Genomic DNA, 17,956 nt, shown 5'->3' with positions numbered 1-17,956 from the left:
TGCCGTGGTCGCACGTCGATGGAGGGATGCCCAGGCCAGTCAAATGTAGGCGCGAGTGTCGGGGCATCTTTGCCGCAAGAGGGATTTCTTGCGGCCGGCAGTCATCAGGGGCTGTGCAATGAACTTCGGTATCAGCCGTTAGAGCAACCGTTACCCATGACGCGGTATTGAAGAATATGCCGCTGGCCTTGGGAGTCTTCATATTCCATGCGGGCTGGTACAACTTCACAGACTTCTGGAACTTCGCTCATGGAGATAACTTTGGCGATATCCAGATCGGTGGAGTAAGTGTATTCCTCTACCGGTACTTGCTGGTTGGCGACATCAGTCGGGATCTCGTCAGCCATTGCTGTAACGCACAGACTGCTGAGGGCCAGAACTAATAAAGCTTTCATTTGCTGTTTACCTTTCTAAGGTCGTGTGGGGTCACGCAGCCTTTGTGGGGCTGCGTGTGGAACTTGAGTAGAAGTTTGATTAACGGCCTTCGTGGGGGCTGTAACCTGGTTAATCAGTTTGCCTGTTTGGCGGAGCTGATTTTAGGCCTGGGGGCGGCGCTCATATAGGCGTGGTTTTGATAAACACCTTTGACAGTTTTTGTAACAATCGCCGGAAAACCACTGAAAAAGGCGGGTACGGAACATTTTTGTTGGTGGCGAACAATGCTGTAAGCGGCGTGCTTGAAGGGCTGCGACAAATACCGAGGCATTTTGTAGGGGGTTGTTACTACCATCGTCGAATGGTTCTATAGGCGCCCCCCGGCTACAACGGGGTCATACAAAAACAACTATGTCACCGAGGTAAGAAAGATGAGTGCGGCTTCTCTGTATCCCGTTCGTCCCGAGGTTTTGGCCAATACGCTGACTGACGAGGCGACCTACAAGGCCATGTACCAGCAGTCGGTCGTGAACCCGGACGGTTTCTGGCGTGAGCAGGCCAAGCGCCTCGACTGGATCAAGCCTTTTACCACGGTGAAGCAGACCTCCTTCGACGACCATCATGTCGACATCAAGTGGTTCGCCGATGGCACCCTGAACGTCTCCTACAACTGCCTGGATCGCCATCTCGCTGAACGTGGCGATCAGTTGGCGATCATCTGGGAGGGCGACGACCCTTCCGAAAGCCGCAACATCACCTACCGCGAACTGCATGAAGAAGTCTGCAAGTTCGCCAACGCCCTGCGTGGTCAAGATGTGCACCGCGGCGACGTGGTGACTATCTATATGCCGATGATTCCCGAAGCCGTGGTGGCCATGCTGGCCTGTACCCGTATCGGCGCGATCCACTCGGTGGTGTTTGGCGGTTTCTCGCCGGAAGCTCTGGCTGGCCGCATCATCGACTGCCGTTCGAAAGTGGTGATCACCGCGGATGAAGGCATCCGTGCCGGCAAGAAGGTCCCGCTCAAGGCCAATGTCGACGACGCCCTGACCAACCCGGAAACCAACAGCATCCAGAAGGTCATCGTGTGCAAGCGCACCGGTGGCAACATCAAGTGGAACCAGCATCGCGACATCTGGTACGAAGACCTGATGAAGGTGGCAGGCAGCGTTTGCGCACCGAAAGAGATGGGGGCCGAAGAGGCGCTGTTCATCCTCTATACCTCCGGCTCCACCGGCAAGCCCAAGGGGGTGCAGCACACCACCGGCGGCTACCTGCTGTATGCGTCGCTGACCCATGAGCGGGTGTTCGACTACCGTCCGGGTGAAGTCTACTGGTGCACCGCCGACGTCGGCTGGGTCACCGGCCACACCTATATCGTCTATGGTCCGCTGGCCAATGGCGCCACCACCGTGCTGTTCGAAGGCGTGCCCAACTATCCGGACGTGACCCGGGTGGCGAAGATCGTCGACAAGCACAAGGTCAACATCCTCTACACTGCACCGACCGCGATCCGCGCCATGATGGCCTCGGGCACTGCTGCCTGCGAAGGCGCCGATGGCAGCAGCCTGCGCCTGCTGGGCTCGGTGGGCGAGCCGATCAACCCGGAAGCCTGGGACTGGTACTACAAGAACGTCGGTCAATCCCGTTGCCCGATCGTCGATACCTGGTGGCAGACCGAAACCGGCGCCACCCTGATGAGCCCGCTGCCGGGTGCCCATGCCCTGAAGCCGGGCTCCGCTGCCCGTCCGTTCTTCGGCGTGGTGCCGGCCCTGGTGGACAACCTGGGCAACATCATCGAAGGCGCGGCCGAGGGCAACCTGGTGATTCTCGATTCCTGGCCGGGCCAGGCGCGGACCCTGTACCGCGACCATGATCGTTTCGTCGACACCTATTTCAAAACCTTCCGCGGCATGTACTTCACCGGTGACGGCGCCCGTCGCGATGAGGACGGTTACTACTGGATCACTGGCCGCGTCGACGACGTGCTCAACGTTTCCGGGCACCGCATGGGCACCGCCGAAATCGAGAGCGCCATGGTTGCCCACCCGAAAGTCGCGGAAGCGGCGGTGGTGGGGGTGCCTCACGACATCAAGGGCCAGGGCATCTATGTCTATGTAACCCTCAATGGCGGTGAGGAGCCGAACGAAGCGTTGCGCCTGGAACTGAAGAACTGGGTGCGCAAGGAGATCGGTCCGATTGCCTCGCCGGATGTCATCCAGTGGGCGCCGGGCCTGCCGAAAACCCGCTCCGGGAAAATCATGCGCCGAATCCTGCGCAAGATCGCCACGGCGGAGTACGACGGTCTGGGGGATATTTCCACCCTGGCCGACCCGAGTGTGGTCCAGCACCTGATCGATACCCACAAGACCATGAACGTCGCCTGAGGCGCGTTCGGAGTCATCGAGCCCCGCTCGGCCTTGTGCCGGGCGGGGCTTTTTTATGGCGCCTTGGAAGGATCGTTTCAGTGACGACTGCCCGTGGCGTGGGCCGGGTCAGGCCCAGTGAAGTGTCGGAGGGGGCTCTAGCGCGCCCACTGCAGAGGAATCACCCAGCTCGATCGCAGCCCCGGGTGGCGACAGCAACGGGCTTGTGGCAATAAATAAATATCGGATTTGTCCCGCAGGCAGGTCTGAATGTTACCGAAGCCATTGACGGTGACACCGCCCGCCCGTTTTCGGGGCAATGGGAAACGCCAGGCGCCATCTCAGGGCTTTTTATACCCCTATGAAAAATAAGTCATCACGCTGCGCTTGCCGGGATAGAAGGCTTTGCCAATAATAGGCCCGCAATTTGCAGCATAGATCGGTTCACTGTCTTTTGCTCTTGCATAAAACTCAAGAGCTGTCAATGTGCTGGCCCGGCATTCTCGATGCTTCTGTAATTTGTTGTCGCATTGAGGAAATATCGGCTTCCAGCCTGTCGTTAGAATGCCGGTCACTCGCTTGTCGTTGCCTGTGTGTGAACCCTTCACGGGCTTCCCGGGACGCAGCGCCGCTATTGCTGTTCCACTCACTCGCATATTGGGCAGTCGCTCACTTTGCCGTTTTCGCCCTTTACCGATGGAGTTCTAAGATGAAGAAACTCGTGCTTCTTGGCGCCCTGGCACTGTCCGTGCTCTCCCTGCCGACTTTCGCCGATGAAAAGCCCCTGAAAATTGGTATCGAAGCGGCTTACCCTCCGTTTGCCTCCAAGGCTCCGGACGGCAGCATCGTCGGTTTCGACTACGACATCGGCAACGCCCTGTGCGAAGAGATGAAGGTCAAGTGTGTCTGGGTCGAGCAGGAGTTCGATGGTCTGATCCCGGCACTGAAAGTGCGCAAGATCGACGCCATCCTCTCGTCCATGTCGATCACTGACGATCGCAAGAAGTCCGTGGACTTCACGGGCAAGTACTACAACACCCCGGCGCGCCTGGTGATGAAGTCCGGCACCCAGATCAGCGACGGCCTGGCCGAGCTCAAGGGCAAGAACATCGGTGTGCAGCGCGGCTCGATCCATGAGCGTTTCGCCCGTGAAGTCCTGGCGCCCCTGGGGGCTCAGATCAAGCCTTATGGCTCGCAGAACGAAATCTACCTGGACGTGGCCGCCGGTCGCCTCGACGGTACCGTGGCGGACGCTACGCTGTTGAATGACGGCTTCCTGAAGACTGATGCCGGCAAGGGCTTCGCCTTTGTGGGGCCGGCCTTCACCGACGTCAAATACTTCGGCGACGGCGTAGGGATCGCCGTGCGCAAGGGCGACAAGGCCAATCTGGACAAGATCAACGCCGCCATCGCTGCCATTCGTGAGAACGGCAAGTACAAGCAAATCCAGGACAAGTACTTCGACTTCGACATTTACGGCAAGTAAAGCGTCGAAACAGTCAGTCCGAGATGGCGCAAGCAGCAGAATCTCTGAAGTTTGCGCCATTTTTTCATCCCAATTTTCGAGGACCTGAATCATGTTGAAAGGCTACGGGGCTGTCATCCTCGATGGCGCTTGGCTGACGCTTCAGCTCGCCTTGTCGTCCATGGCCCTGGCCATAGTTCTGGGTCTGATCGGGGTCGCGCTGCGCCTCTCGCCGGTGCGCTGGCTGGCCTGGCTGGGCGACCTGTATTCCACGGTAATCCGGGGTATTCCCGACCTGGTGCTGATCCTGCTGATCTTCTACGGCGGTCAGGACCTGCTCAATCGCGTGGCGCCGCTGCTGGGCTACGACGACTACATCGATCTCAATCCGCTGGCTGCCGGGATCGGCACCCTGGGCTTCATCTTCGGGGCCTACCTGTCGGAAACTTTCCGTGGCGCCTTCATGGCAATCCCCAAGGGCCAGGCGGAAGCCGGCATGGCGTACGGCATGAGCAGCTTCCAGGTGTTCTTCCGGGTGATGGTGCCGCAGATGATTCGCCTGGCAATTCCCGGCTTCACCAACAACTGGCTGGTGCTGACCAAGGCCACCGCGCTGATTTCCGTGGTGGGCCTGCAAGACATGATGTTCAAGGCCAAGCAGGCGGCAGATGCCACCCGCGAGCCTTTCACCTTCTTCCTCGCAGTGGCGGCCATGTACCTGGTGATCACCAGTGTCTCGCTGCTGGCATTGCGTCACCTTGAGAAGCGCTACTCGGTAGGCGTAAGGGCGGCTGATCTATGATCTTCGACTACAACGTCATCTATGACGCCTTGCCGCTGTATTTCAGCGGCCTGATGACCACCCTCAAGCTGCTGGCGCTGTCGCTGTTCTTCGGCTTGCTGGTGGCCTTGCCTCTGGGTCTGATGCGGGTTTCCAAGCAGCCATTGGTGAACATGACGGCGTGGCTCTACACCTACGTGATCCGCGGCACGCCGATGCTGGTGCAGTTGTTCCTGATCTACTACGGCCTGGCCCAGTTCGAAGCGGTGCGCGAGAGTTTCCTCTGGCCATGGCTGTCCAGCGCGACCTTCTGTGCTTGCCTGGCCTTTGCCGTCAACACCAGCGCCTACACCGCTGAAATCATCGCCGGCAGCCTCAAGGCCACGCCCAATGGCGAGATCGAGGCGGCCAAGGCCATGGGCATGTCGCGCTACAAGATGTACTGCCGGATTCTCCTGCCATCGGCCCTGCGCCGGGCGCTGCCGCAGTACAGCAACGAAGTGATCATGATGCTGCAGACCACCAGTCTGGCGTCCATCGTCACCCTGATCGACATCACCGGTGCTGCACGTACGGTGAACGCGCAGTACTACCTGCCATTCGAGGCCTACATCACTGCCGGCGTGTTCTACCTGTGCCTGACCTTTATCCTGGTGCGCCTGTTCAAGCTGGCCGAAGGCCGCTGGCTGCGTTACCTGGCGCCGCGGAAGCACTGACATGCAACGTATTGATCATCCATTGCCCTGGAATCACCTGGGCAGCGAGCGCAGCATCTCGGTGTTCCGTTTCGGCAGCGGCGAGCGCAAGGCCTATATCCAGGCCAGCCTGCACGCTGACGAACTGCCCGGCATGCGCACCGCCTGGGAGCTGAAGAAGCGCCTGGCCGAGCTGGAAGCCCAGGGCCTCCTCAACGGCGTCATCGAGCTGGTGCCGGTGGCCAATCCGCTGGGCCTGGGGCAGTTGCTGCAAGGCAATCACCAGGGGCGTTTCGAGGCTGGCAGCGGCAAGAACTTCAACCGTGACTTCGTCGAGTTGAGCGAGCCGGTTGGCCGGCGCCTGGAAGGGCGCCTGGGGGATGATCCGCACGCCAATGTGCGCCTGGTCCGCCAGGCCATGGCCGAGGTGTTGGCCGAGCTGCCTCCGGCGTCCAGTCAGTTGCAGGGCCTGCAACGTGTGCTCCTGGGGCATGCCTGCACCGCTGATGTGGTGCTGGACCTGCATTGCGATGCCGAAGCGGCCCTGCACATGTATGCCTTGCCGCAGCACTGGCCGCAGTGGCGTTCCCTGGCGGCGCACCTGGATGTACGGGTTGGCCTGCTGGCGGAAGACTCCGGCGGCAGTTCGTTCGACGAGGCCTGTTCACTGCCTTGGCTGCGCCTGTCGCGACAGTTCCCCGAGGCGCAGATCCCCTTGGCTTGCCTGGCGACCACCCTTGAGTTGGGCGGCCAGGCTGACACCGGCCGCCCTCAGGCCGAGGCCCATGCCGAAGGCATCCTGGCGTTTCTGGCCGAGCAGGGGCTGATTGCCGGCGAGTGGCCGGCGCCCGGGCGTGAAGCCTGCGAAGGCATGCCCTTCGAAGGTACGCAACTGCTGTATGCGCCCCATCCCGGCGTGGTGAGCTTTCTGCGTCCAGCCGGTAGCTGGGTCGAAGTGGGCGAGCCGGTTTTTGAAGTGATTGATCCTCTATCCGATCGGGTCAGTACGGTGTGTGCTGGCACCAGCGGCGTGTTGTTCGCCGTTGAGCGGCTGCGTTATGCCCAACCCGGTTTCTGGCTGGCCAAGGTGGCGGGGCGCGAAGCGCTGCGTCACGGGCGCTTGCTCAACGACTGACTGTTTTTGTGAGAACCGACCGCATGTACAAACTTGAAGTCCAGGACCTGCATAAGCGCTATGGCAGTCATGAAGTGCTCAAGGGCGTGTCCCTGAAGGCCGCGGCTGGCGATGTGATCAGCATCATCGGCTCCAGTGGCTCCGGCAAAAGTACCTTCCTGCGCTGCATCAACCTGCTGGAGCAGCCTCATGCCGGCAAGATCCTGCTGAACAACGAAGAGTTGAAGCTGGTGCCCAACAAGGACGGTGCTCTGAAGGCTGCCGATCCCAAGCAGTTGCAGCGCATGCGCTCGCGCCTGTCGATGGTGTTCCAGCATTTCAACCTGTGGTCGCACATGACCGCGATTGAAAACATCATGGAGGCGCCGGTCCATGTACTGGGCGTGTCCAAGTCTGAAGCCCGTGAAAAGGCCGAGCACTACCTGGCCAAGGTCGGCGTGGCCCATCGCAAGGATGCCTACCCGGGGCACATGTCCGGTGGCGAGCAGCAGCGCGTGGCGATTGCCCGAGCCCTGGCCATGGAACCTGAAGTCATGCTGTTCGACGAGCCGACCTCGGCCCTTGATCCGGAGCTGGTGGGCGACGTGCTGAAGGTCATGCAGGCCCTGGCCCAGGAGGGCCGGACCATGGTGGTGGTGACGCACGAAATGGGCTTTGCCCGTGAGGTTTCCAACCAGCTGGTGTTCCTGCACAAGGGCGTGGTGGAAGAGAGCGGCAACCCGCGGGAAGTGCTGGTCAACCCGCAATCAGAACGCTTGCAACAATTCCTCTCGGGCAGCCTCAAGTAATAGCTCCCGTTGTGCACCAAATTAGGTCATGCTGCGCACCGCGCGCCAGATGGTCTAATTTGGTGGCTGCCGCCCTTGGCCTCTCACACTGTTTTTGTTTCGGATTGCCCGCCATGACTGCCCATCGAATTGGTTTCCTGATTTGGCCCAGCACTAAAGCCTTGACGCTGGCGCTGGCCGAGGAGGCCTTGCGCGTTGCTCAGCGGGTGCACCCGGAAGTGGTCTACGAACTGGCCTTTCTCCAGGCCGAGGCAGCGGAGCCCGGAGCCTGGCAACTGCCGGGCGAGCCTTGGGCGGGCAAGCTCGAGGGGTGCCAGAAGCTCTTCCTGCTGGCGGATGAGCCGCCGGCGCCGATGAGCTCCGGCCTGAGCGCTGCCCTCAAGCAACTGGTGCGTGCCGGTTGTGTGATCGGCGGCCTGTCCGCCGGGGTATACCCCTTGGCCCAGCTGGGTTTGCTTGATGGTTACCGGGCGGCAGTGCATTGGCGTTGGCAGGATGATTTTGCCGAGCGCTTTCCCAAGGTCATAGCCACCAGCCACCTGTTCGATTGGGACCGTGATCGCCTGACAGCCTGTGGCGGCATGTCGGTCCTGGACCTGTTGCTGGCGGTGCTGGCTCGGGATCATGGCGCCGAGCTTGCCGGTGCCGTCTCCGAGGAGCTGGTGGTGGAGCGCATTCGCGAGGGCGGCGAGCGCCAGCGCATTCCGTTGCAGAATCGCCTGGGCTCCAGTCATCCGAAGCTGACCCAGGCCGTGCTGTTGATGGAGGCGAACATCGAGGAGCCGCTGACCACCGACGAAATCGCCCAGCATGTGTGCGTTTCGCGACGACAGCTGGAGCGGATCTTCAAGCAGTACCTGAATCGCGTGCCCAGCCAGTACTACCTGGAGCTGCGCCTGAACAAGGCCCGGCAGATGTTGATGCAGACCAGCAAGTCGATCATCCAGATCGGCCTTTCCTGTGGCTTCTCCTCGGGGCCGCACTTCTCCAGCGCCTACCGCAACTTCTTTGGCGCCACTCCTCGTGAAGACCGCAACCAGCGGCGCAGCAGCAGTCCGTTCGAGCTGTCCTCGGTGCCTGCCGAGCGCGGTTGATGGCTGGTGGCCTGTCGGCCAGGCTCTGCTGTTCTATTTCTCGCCAGCCTTGCATGAACTCGCGGCCATGGGCGCCGACATTCCTTCGATGTGAGTCGCATCCTGGCTGAGGCGCTAGTGCTTTCCGGCGGCTTGCAGGTTTCGGTGTCGCCTGTGGTAGGGGCACGGCTCGGTTGTTGGCTGGTGCTGGCGGGCGAGGTGCAGCCTTTGCCACAGCTCATAACTATCCAGATCATTCATGCAATCAAATTCCCGGCAAACCTGCCGCTGGAGCGGTGCGCAGTTTAAACTGCGCCTTTGCGACGCTATTTGTCGCATTGCCATAAACCCGCTTAAAACCGGGGTTGGCGCTATAAGAAGTTGTCGCTTGGCGACAAGGCCGGGCACAAAACTGTCCTTACAATCCCTCCATCGCTCGCCAGTTTCCGGCGGGTGTTCCTCTTCAGGAGACTCCGATGTCCGTTGAGCAAGCTCCGGTGCAACGCGCCGATTTCGACCAGGTGATGGTTCCCAACTACGCACCTGCGGCTTTCATTCCTGTGCGTGGCGCGGGGTCTCGAGTCTGGGATCAATCGGGACGGGAGCTGATCGACTTTGCCGGCGGCATCGCGGTCAACGTATTGGGCCATGCCCATCCGGCGCTGGTCGGTGCGCTGACCGAGCAGGCGGGCAAGCTGTGGCATGTTTCCAACGTCTTCACCAACGAGCCGGCCCTGCGCCTGGCCCACAAGCTGATCGACGCGACCTTCGCCGAACGCGCCTTCTTCTGCAATTCCGGTGCAGAAGCCAACGAGGCCGCCTTCAAGCTGGCCCGTCGCGTGGCTCATGACCGTTTCGGCGCCGAGAAGTACGAAATCATCGCCGCCCTCAACAGCTTCCACGGCCGTACCCTGTTCACCGTGAACGTGGGCGGCCAGTCCAAGTATTCCGATGGTTTTGGTCCGAAGATCACCGGCATCACCCACGTTCCCTACAACGATCTGGCGGCCCTCAAGGCTGCAGTGTCCGACAAGACCTGCGCCGTGGTGCTGGAGCCGATCCAGGGTGAAGGCGGCGTACTGCCGGCCGAGCTGGCCTACCTGCAAGGCGCCCGCGAGCTGTGCGACCAGCACAATGCGCTGCTGGTGTTCGACGAAGTACAGACCGGCATGGGCCGCTGCGGCGAGCTGTTTGCCTACCAGCATTACGGTGTGACTCCGGACATCCTCACCAGCGCCAAGAGCCTGGGCGGCGGCTTCCCGATTGCCGCCATGCTGACCACCGAAGCGCTGGCCAAGCACCTGGTGGTTGGCACCCACGGCACCACCTACGGCGGCAACCCGCTGGCCTGTGCGGTGGCCGAGGCGGTGATCGATGTGATCAACACCCCTGAGGTGCTGAATGGCGTCAAGGCCAAGCACGACCGCTTCAAGACCCGTCTGTTGCAGATCGGTGAGAAGTACGGCCTGTTCAGCGAAGTCCGCGGCCTGGGCCTGCTGCTCGGTTGCGTGCTCAGCGAGGCCTGGAAAGGCAAGGCCAAGGACGTGTTCAACGCGGCCGAGAAAGAAGGCCTGATGATCCTGCAGGCCGGTCCTGACGTGGTGCGCTTCGCCCCGAGCCTGGTGGTCGAGGATGCCGATATCGACCAGGGCCTGGAGCGCTTCGAGCGTGCCGTGGCAAAACTGACTCAAGCCTGATCCAGGCGGCGGTACCCCTCGGTGCCGGCCTCTGACGGCCGGCGTCGAGCCTAATTCCTGTGCCGGGTTGTCCCGGCATTTTTTTCCCTGAGTCGGACGGTTTCCGACCTGTTTTAGAGTAAGGAGTGACACCATGCTGGTGATGCGCCCCGCGCAAATGGCTGATCTGGGCGAGGTACAGCGTCTGGCTGCAGACAGCCCGATCGGTGTCACCTCCTTGCCGGATGATGTGGACCGCCTGAGCGACAAGATCGCTGCCAGCGAAGCTTCGTTTGCCGCTGAGGTGAGCTTCAATGGCGAGGAAAGCTATTTCTTCGTCCTCGAAGACAGTGCCAGCGGCAAGCTGGTGGGCTGCTCGGCGATTGTCGCTTCGGCGGGCTATTCCGAACCTTTCTACAGCTTTCGCAATGAAACCTTCGTCCATGCCTCCCGCGAGCTGAAGATCCACAACAAGATCCACGTCCTGTCGCAGTGCCATGACCTCACCGGCAACAGCCTGCTGACCAGCTTCTACGTGGTTCCGGAGCTGGTGGGTTCGCCCTGGTCCGAGCTCAACTCCCGGGGCCGCCTGCTGTTTGTCGCCAGCCACCCGGAGCGCTTCGCCGACTCGGTGGTGACCGAGATCGTCGGCTACAGCGACGAACACGGCGACTCGCCGTTCTGGGACGCCATCGGTCGCAACTTCTTCGATCTCAACTACGCCGAGGCCGAACGCCTGTGCGGGCTGAAGAGCCGGACCTTCCTCGCCGAGCTGATGCCCCATTACCCGATCTACGTGCCGCTGCTGCCGGACGCTGCCCAGGAAGCCATGGGCCAGGTGCATCCGCGGGCGCAAATCACCTTCGACATCCTGATGCGCGAAGGTTTTGAAACCGATCACTACATCGACATTTTCGACGGTGGCCCGACCCTGCATGCGCGCGTCACGGGGATTCGCTCGATTGCCCAGAGCCGCGTAGTGCCGGTGAAAATTGGCGAGGCGACCAAGGGCGGCGGGCGCCAGTACCTGGTGTCCAACGGCCAGTTGCAGGATTACCGTGCAGTGCTGCTGGAGCTGGATTACGCGCCCGGCAAGCCGGTGACCCTGGACCTGGAGGCGGCCGAAGCCCTGGGTGTCGGCGAGGGTGCCAGTGTGCGCCTGGTGGCGGTTTAACGCCTGCTTCCACTGACTGGAAAGCAAGCCTGGAAACAGCGAGTTTCGCGGGGGCCGTCAGCGGCCTTCGTCTGAGGAGATAGCATGATCGTTCGTCCCGTACGCAGCAGCGATTTACCCGCGCTGATCGACCTGGCCCGCAGCACCGGCACCGGCCTGACCACCTTGCCGGCCAACGAAGAGCGCCTGACCCACCGGGTTGGCTGGGCGGAAAAGACCTTTCGCGGCGAAGCCGAGCGCGGCGACGCGGACTACCTGTTCGTGCTGGAAGACGACAATGGCCGGGTGGTGGGCATTTCCGCGATCGCCGGGGCTGTCGGCCTGCGCGAACCCTGGTACAACTTCCGAGTGGGGCTGACGGTCAGCGCTTCCCAGGAGCTGAACATCTACCGCGAGATCCCGACGCTGTTCCTGGCCAACGACCTGACCGGCAAGTCCGAGCTGTGTTCGCTGTTCCTGCATGCCGATTACCGCAATGGCCTCAATGGCCGCATGCTGGCCAAGGCGCGGATGCTGTTCATCGCCGAGTTCCCGCAACTGTTCGGCAACAAGATCATTGCCGAAATGCGTGGCATGTCCGATGAAAACGGTCGTTCGCCGTTCTGGGAAAGCCTGGGCCGACACTTCTTCAAGATGGAGTTCAGCCAGGCGGACTACCTCACCGGTGTCGGCAACAAGGCCTTCATCGCCGAGCTGATGCCCAAGTTCCCGCTTTACACCTGCTTCCTTTCCGAGGATGCACGCAACGTCATTGCCCAGGTCCACACCGATACCGAGCCGGCCCTGGCCATGCTCAAGAGCGAAGGCTTCAGCTATCAAGGCTACGTCGACATCTTCGACGCCGGCCCGGCGGTGGAGTGCGAGACCAGCAAGATCCGCGCGGTGCGCGACAGCCAGGCGCTGGTGCTGGCGATCGGCACACCGGGCGACGACGCCACGCCGTTCCTGATCCACAACCGTAAACGCGAGGACTGCCGCATCACCGCGGCGCCGGCACGCTTTGCCGCGGGTACCCTGGTAGTCGATCCGTTGACCGCCAAGCGCCTGCAACTCAACGCCGGCGACCAGGTCCGCGCGGTTCCGCTGTCTGCTTCCCGGGAGTCGAAATAATGAGCACGCTGTACATCGCCGGCCAATGGCTGGCTGGCCAGGGCGAGGCCTTTACCTCGGTCAATCCGGTGACCCAGGCGGTCATCTGGTCCGGTAACGGCGCCACTGCCGCGCAAGTCGAGAGTGCCGTGCAGGCAGCCCGCCAGGCGTTTCCGGCCTGGGCCAAGCGTTCCCTGGAGGAACGCATCAGCGTGCTCGAAGCCTTTGCCGCCAGCCTGAAAGGCCGAGCCGACGAACTGGCCCGCTGCATCGGTGAGGAAACCGGCAAGCCCTTGTGGGAAGCCGCCACCGAAGTCACCAGCATGGTCAACAAGATCGCCATCTCGGTGCAGAGCTACCGTGAACGCACCGGCGAGAAGAGTGGCCCGCTGGGCGACGCGACGGCAGTGCTGCGGCACAAGCCCCATGGCGTGGTGGCGGTGTTCGGCCCCTACAACTTCCCCGGCCACCTGCCCAATGGGCATATCGTGCCGGCGCTGCTGGCCGGTAACAGCGTGCTGTTCAAGCCCAGCGAACTGACGCCGAAAGTCGCCGAGCTGACGGTGCAGTGCTGGATCGAGGCCGGACTGCCGGCAGGCGTGCTGAACCTGCTGCAAGGTGCTCGGGAAACCGGTATCGCCCTGGCGGCCAATCCGGGGATCGACGGTCTGTTCTTCACCGGTTCGAGCCGTACTGGCAACCATCTGCATCAGCAGTTCTCCGGGCGCCCGGACAAGATCCTGGCCCTGGAAATGGGCGGCAACAATCCACTGGTGGTGGAGCAGGTCGCCGACCTGGACGCTGCGGTGTACACCATCATCCAGTCAGCCTTTATCTCCGCTGGCCAGCGTTGCACCTGCGCTCGTCGCCTGCTGGTGCCGCAAGGCGCCTGGGGTGATGGATTGCTGGCGCGCCTGGTGGCGGTCAGCGCGACCCTCGACGTGGGCGCGTTTGATCAGCAGCCTGCACCGTTCATGGGCTCGGTGATTTCCCTGGGCGCCGCCCGGGCATTGATGGACGCCCAGCAACAATTGCTGGCCAACGGCGCCGTGGCCTTGCTGGAAATGACCCAGCCCCAGGCCCAGGCGGCCTTGCTGACCCCGGGCATCCTGGATGTCACGGCGGTGGCCGAGCGCCCGGATGAAGAGTTGTTCGGACCCTTGCTGCAGGTGATCCGCTACGCTGATTTCGATGGCGCGATCGCCGAGGCCAACAACACCCAGTACGGCCTGGCCGCCGGCCTGTTGTCGGATTCCGCCGAACGCTATCAGCAGTTCTGGCTGGAGAGCCGTGCCGGCATCGTCAACTGGAACAAGCAGTTGACCGGTGCCGCCAGCAGCGCGCCATTCGGTGGGGTGGGGGCCTCGGGCAACCATCGGGCCAGTGCCTATTACGCGGCGGATTATTGCGCGTACCCGGTGGCGTCCCTGGAAACCCCGAGTCTGGTATTGCCCGCGGCGCTGACGCCGGGCGTGCGCCTGTCCTGATTTGAGTGTGCGGGGAGGCCCTTTGGGTCTCATTGCCGGCAGGCCAGCTCCCTTGGGGGGCGGTTGCTGGCGGTCGAGCGCTACGCGCTCGCGATGTGTGGAAACTGATGCCGATAACAACAGATTCGTGGAGCCTCGCTGATGAAATCCTATGAAGTCAATTTTGACGGGCTAGTGGGGCCGACCCATAACTATGGCGGTTTGTCCTACGGCAACGTCGCCTCCCAGAGCAACAGCCAGCAAGGCTCCAATCCCAGGGAAGCGGCGCTGCAAGGCCTGGCGAAAATGAAAGCGCTGATGGAAATGGGCTTCCAGCAAGGCGTGCTCGCCCCGCAAGAGCGCCCGGACGTGGCCGCCCTGCGCAACCTGGGTTTTGCCGGAACAGACGCCCAGGTCATCCAGCAAGCCGCCAAGCAGGCGATGCCACTGCTGGTTGCCAGTTGCTCGGCTTCGAGCATGTGGGTGGCCAACGCCGCCACGGTCAGTCCGAGTGCCGACACCGCCGACGGCCGCGTGCATTTCACAGCTGCCAACCTCAATTGCAAGTACCACCGCAGCATCGAGCACCCGACCACCAGCCGTGTGCTGGGGGCGATGTTCGCCGACCAGAAGCACTTCGCTCATCACGCGGCCTTGCCGGCGGTGGCGCAGTTCGGCGATGAAGGTGCGGCCAACCACACGCGCTTCTGCCGTGACTATGGCGAGGCCGGCGTGGAGTTTTTCGTCTTCGGTCGCAGTGCTTTCGATACTCGCTACCCGGCGCCGCAGAAGTACCCGGCGCGCCAGACCCTGGAAGCTTCCCAGGCGGTGGCTCGGCTGCATGGCCTGAGCGAGGAGGGCGTGGTCTATGTCCAGCAGAACCCTTCGGTGATCGACCAGGGCGTGTTCCACAACGACGTGATCGCGGTGGGCAATGGCGAGGTGCTGTTCTATCACGAGGACGCGTTCCTCGAGACCGAGAAGATGCTTGCCGAGCTGCAAGGCAAGCTGGGCAAGCGCGGCGGCAACTTCCAGTCGATCTGCGTGCCGCGCTCGCAGGTGACAGTGGAAGACGCTGTGCGCTCCTACCTGTTCAACAGCCAGCTGCTGTCCCGTGCCGACGGCTCGATGCTGTTGATCGTGCCGGAAGAGTGCCGGGGCAACGAACGAGTCTGGCAATACCTGCAAGGCCTCACCAGCTCCGGTGGCCTGATTCGTGAGGTGAAGGTCTTCGACCTCAAGCAGAGCATGCAGAATGGCGGTGGCCCGGCATGCCTGCGCTTGCGCGTGGCGCTCAATGAAACTGAGCTGGCCGCGGTCAATCCCGGGGTTATCATGACCGCGCCGTTGTACGACACCCTGACCCAGTGGGTCGGCAAGCACTACCGTGACCGCCTCAGCGAAAGCGACCTGGCGGACCCGCAGTTGCTGCTTGAGTGCCGGACGGCACTGGATGAACTGACCCAGATCCTTAAACTGGGCGCGGTTTATCCCTTCCAGATCAATTGAAAGCCCGCGCCCGGCGATACCGGGCGCGCAGCTTCACCCCAGATGAGAACTGACCCATGAGCGATACCCTGCAGCTGATCCTTGAAGACACCGACGGCACTCAGCTGGAAACTTCCTGCACCCGCTTCGCCGTGCTGTGGCAGGGCAAGGAAGTGTGGATCCAGCAGGACGGCCGCGGCCAACTGCTGATCGGCGTGGACGTGGAGGAGGGTGACGCGGAATACGCCAGCCTGCTGCTGCGCCCACTGGCGACCAACCTGGTCAGCCTGCAACTGGAAATGGAGCCGGCCGACGCCGGTGACGAAGATCACGTGCACGGCCCTGACTGCGGCCACGCTCACTAAGGAAGCCGCGCTATGCTCGCCCTCGGCAAACTGCTTGAACTGACCCTCGCCGGCCGCGAACCGGCAGAGAAGACTCAACTGACTGTCGACGGCGTGCGCATGCGCTGGCTGAGCGAGGGTGCGCTGGAAGTGCGGCCACCCGAGGCTCGCGATAACGGCCTGGACCTGCTGCTGTCAGCGGGAATCCATGGCAACGAGACGGCTCCCATCGAGCTGCTCGACCGTCTGTTGCATGACATTGCCCGGGGTGATCTCAAGCCCCGCGCACGTATCCTGTTCCTGTTCGGCAACCCCGAGGCCATGCGTCGCGGCGAGCGTTTCGTCGAGCAGGACGTCAACCGGCTGTTCAACGGCCGGCATGAATCAAGCAGCGGCACCGAAGCGCTGCGGGCCTGTGAACTGGAGCGCCTGGCGGCGAGTTTTTTCAGCCTGGCGGATCGTCAGCGGTTGCACTACGACCTGCATACGGCAATCCGTGGTTCGAAGATCGAGCAGTTCGCCCTGTATCCCTGGAAACACGGGCGCCAGCATTCGCGTCGTGAACTGGCCCGCCTGCGGGCAGCCGGCATGGAAGCGGTGCTGCTGCAGAACAAGCCGTCGATCGTCTTCAGTGCCTATACCTATGATCAGCTGGGGGCCGAGGCTTTTACCCTTGAGCTGGGCAAGGCGCGGCCTTTCGGGCAGAACCAGGGGGTCAATGTCGAGCGCCTGGAAACCCGTCTCAAGCAGATCATCGATGGTACCGAGCCGCCGGCCGAGCAGGACAGCCTCGAAGGGCTGAAGCTGTTCAGCGTGGCTCGGGAAGTCATCAAGCACAGCGACAGCTTCCACCTGCATCTGCCGGCGGACATCGAAAACTTTTCCGAGCTGGAAGTGGGCTACTTGCTGGCCGAGGACATCGCCCAGACCCGTTGGGTGATCGAGGAAGAGGGGGCGCGGATCATTTTTCCCAATCCCAAGGTGAAGAATGGCCTGCGCGCGGGGATCCTGATCGTGCCGACCACGGCCGACGGCCTGGCCTGAGTTTGCAGCGGCAGGATTCCCCTGTCAGGCAGGGGAATCTTGCTTCAGCGCTTAAATCGCGACCGCACGCTGCTCGTTGCGGCGTAAGGCGCGAGTCTTCTGCAGGGTGTCGGCGCAGGTTTTCGCCGCTTCCTGGCCCTTGTGCACAAAGTGCTCGAAGAAGAACTTCTGGTGTTCATCGCCCGCATGGAAGTGATGCGGGGTCAGCACCACGGAGAACACCGGCACTTCGGTTTCCAGCTGCACTTGCATCAGGCCGCTGATCACCGATTGGGCGACGAACTCATGGCGGTAGATGCCGCCGTCCACCACCAGGCCGGCCGCGACGATACCGGTGTAGCGACCGGACTTGGCCAGCAGCTTGGCGTGCAGGGGGATTTCGAAGGCGCCGCCCACTTCGAAGAAGTCGATATCGCTTTCCTGGTAACCCTGGGCGAGCATTTCAGTGACGAAGCCCTGACGGCTTTGATCGACGATTTCCTTGTGCCAGCAGGCCTGGATAAAGGCGACGCGCTCGTTGGGGTGGTGTTTGCTTTTGCTGTCGATTGCAGTGGGTTGCATCTGTTCTGACTCCTGTTTGTGTGAAAAACAGGGCGTATATGAATCGAATGGGATTTAAGGGTGCGCGCAGGACGGACGTGGATCTCCCACGACTGCCGGCCACGGCCCTTTGGTGCCAATCCCGTTCTCTCTTCATCCGGACTATGACCGTCGGCCCCGGAATCACACCGGGTCTGCTGACCTTGCCGTCACCTGCAGTCAAGCCGCAGGCATCGCCAAGCGCTCGCGGGCTATGCGCATTGCGCGCAATTACCGCCGGTGGGGAATTACACCCCGCCCTGAGAACGTATGCCTGCGGATTTTCCGCGGGCGGTGAGTTTTTAACACAGTTTGAGCGCAGGTGCATCGCGCCTTTTGGATAATTTTCATCGGATTTTTTCCAGTTTGCTGCAGGGTTTCCTACAGTTGTTGCTTGATTTATGGGGCATGCGACGGC

General features: G+C 62.0%; 17 protein-coding genes and 1 riboswitch. Of the genes, 14 read left to right on the top strand and 3 right to left on the bottom strand.

Going from position 1 to position 17,956, the window contains the following annotated elements; genetic code table 11:
* Nucleotides 1–131: 131 nt before the first annotated feature.
* Nucleotides 132–395 (bottom strand): DUF2790 domain-containing protein, encoded by a 264-nt coding sequence (locus ACZ5BO_RS26600; protein WP_081818601.1) that lies wholly within the window; start codon nucleotides 393–395, stop codon nucleotides 132–134.
* Between the two features lie 411 nt (nucleotides 396–806).
* Here ACZ5BO_RS26600 and acs point away from each other — a divergent pair, with 411 nt between their 5' ends.
* Nucleotides 807–2,762: an acetate--CoA ligase gene (acs, locus tag ACZ5BO_RS26595; protein ID WP_025126939.1), complete on the top strand. Its 1,956-nt coding sequence runs from the start codon at nucleotides 807–809 to the stop codon at nucleotides 2,760–2,762.
* 338 nt (nucleotides 2,763–3,100) lie between these two features.
* On the opposite strand, the gene ACZ5BO_RS26590 is transcribed toward acs, so the two are convergent.
* Complete coding sequence (locus tag ACZ5BO_RS26590; protein ID WP_157838057.1) at nucleotides 3,101–3,349, bottom strand: hypothetical protein; 249 nt, start codon at nucleotides 3,347–3,349, stop codon at nucleotides 3,101–3,103.
* Nucleotides 3,350–3,450: 101 nt separating this feature from the next.
* On the opposite strand from ACZ5BO_RS26590, the gene ACZ5BO_RS26585 reads away from it, so the two are divergent.
* The 13 genes from ACZ5BO_RS26585 to astE all read left to right on the top strand — a co-directional run bounded on the left by ACZ5BO_RS26585 (nucleotide 3,451) and on the right by astE (nucleotide 16,959).
* Nucleotides 3,451–4,227: an ABC transporter substrate-binding protein gene (locus ACZ5BO_RS26585; protein ID WP_025126940.1), complete on the top strand. Its 777-nt coding sequence runs from the start codon at nucleotides 3,451–3,453 to the stop codon at nucleotides 4,225–4,227.
* 91 nt (nucleotides 4,228–4,318) lie between these two features.
* A complete protein-coding gene (locus ACZ5BO_RS26580; protein ID WP_016968104.1) occupies nucleotides 4,319–5,008 on the top strand; it encodes an ABC transporter permease in 690 nt (229 codons plus the stop codon).
* Nucleotides 5,005–5,703: an ABC transporter permease gene (locus tag ACZ5BO_RS26575; protein WP_025126941.1), complete on the top strand. Its 699-nt coding sequence runs from the start codon at nucleotides 5,005–5,007 to the stop codon at nucleotides 5,701–5,703. Before ACZ5BO_RS26580 ends, ACZ5BO_RS26575 begins: the two co-directional genes overlap by 4 nt.
* 1 nt (nucleotide 5,704) lies before the next feature.
* Nucleotides 5,705–6,817, top strand: a complete 1,113-nt coding sequence (locus tag ACZ5BO_RS26570) for a succinylglutamate desuccinylase/aspartoacylase family protein (protein ID WP_025126942.1) — start codon at nucleotides 5,705–5,707, stop codon at nucleotides 6,815–6,817.
* Nucleotides 6,818–6,840: 23 nt separating this feature from the next.
* On the top strand, nucleotides 6,841–7,605 hold the full coding sequence (locus ACZ5BO_RS26565; protein ID WP_025126943.1) for an ABC transporter ATP-binding protein: 765 nt from the start codon (nucleotides 6,841–6,843) through the stop codon (nucleotides 7,603–7,605).
* A gap of 113 nt (nucleotides 7,606–7,718) precedes the next feature.
* Complete coding sequence (gene argR, locus ACZ5BO_RS26560; protein WP_025126944.1) at nucleotides 7,719–8,699, top strand: transcriptional regulator ArgR; 981 nt, start codon at nucleotides 7,719–7,721, stop codon at nucleotides 8,697–8,699.
* A gap of 455 nt (nucleotides 8,700–9,154) precedes the next feature.
* Nucleotides 9,155–10,375: an aspartate aminotransferase family protein gene (locus ACZ5BO_RS26555; RefSeq protein ID WP_025126945.1), complete on the top strand. Its 1,221-nt coding sequence runs from the start codon at nucleotides 9,155–9,157 to the stop codon at nucleotides 10,373–10,375.
* Between the two features lie 133 nt (nucleotides 10,376–10,508).
* Nucleotides 10,509–11,528: an arginine/ornithine succinyltransferase subunit alpha gene (gene aruF / locus ACZ5BO_RS26550; protein ID WP_025126946.1), complete on the top strand. Its 1,020-nt coding sequence runs from the start codon at nucleotides 10,509–10,511 to the stop codon at nucleotides 11,526–11,528.
* An 84-nt stretch (nucleotides 11,529–11,612) separates the two neighbouring features.
* The gene (gene astA / locus ACZ5BO_RS26545; protein ID WP_025126947.1) at nucleotides 11,613–12,638 is read left to right on the top strand and encodes an arginine N-succinyltransferase; all 1,026 of its coding nucleotides are present in this window, start codon (nucleotides 11,613–11,615) and stop codon (nucleotides 12,636–12,638) included.
* On the top strand, nucleotides 12,635–14,104 hold the full coding sequence (gene astD, locus ACZ5BO_RS26540) for a succinylglutamate-semialdehyde dehydrogenase (protein WP_464701387.1): 1,470 nt from the start codon (nucleotides 12,635–12,637) through the stop codon (nucleotides 14,102–14,104). The genes astA and astD overlap by 4 nt, the downstream gene beginning before the upstream one ends.
* 141 nt (nucleotides 14,105–14,245) lie before the next feature.
* A complete protein-coding gene (astB, locus tag ACZ5BO_RS26535) occupies nucleotides 14,246–15,592 on the top strand; it encodes an N-succinylarginine dihydrolase (RefSeq protein ID WP_464696981.1) in 1,347 nt (448 codons plus the stop codon).
* Nucleotides 15,593–15,648: 56 nt separating this feature from the next.
* A complete protein-coding gene (locus ACZ5BO_RS26530) occupies nucleotides 15,649–15,936 on the top strand; it encodes a hypothetical protein (RefSeq protein ID WP_025126950.1) in 288 nt (95 codons plus the stop codon).
* A 12-nt stretch (nucleotides 15,937–15,948) separates the two neighbouring features.
* A complete protein-coding gene (astE, locus tag ACZ5BO_RS26525; protein WP_464696980.1) occupies nucleotides 15,949–16,959 on the top strand; it encodes a succinylglutamate desuccinylase in 1,011 nt (336 codons plus the stop codon).
* A gap of 51 nt (nucleotides 16,960–17,010) precedes the next feature.
* Here astE and ACZ5BO_RS26520 read toward each other — a convergent pair whose 3' ends face one another.
* A complete protein-coding gene (locus ACZ5BO_RS26520) occupies nucleotides 17,011–17,520 on the bottom strand; it encodes a 6,7-dimethyl-8-ribityllumazine synthase (protein WP_025126952.1) in 510 nt (169 codons plus the stop codon).
* 119 nt (nucleotides 17,521–17,639) lie between these two features.
* A riboswitch (FMN riboswitch) is annotated at nucleotides 17,640–17,810 on the bottom strand.
* Nucleotides 17,811–17,956 lie beyond the last annotated feature (146 nt).

It is taken from the genome of Pseudomonas sp. FFPRI_1 (assembly GCF_055384485.1).
This window is presented reverse-complemented; position numbering and strand designations above follow the sequence as displayed.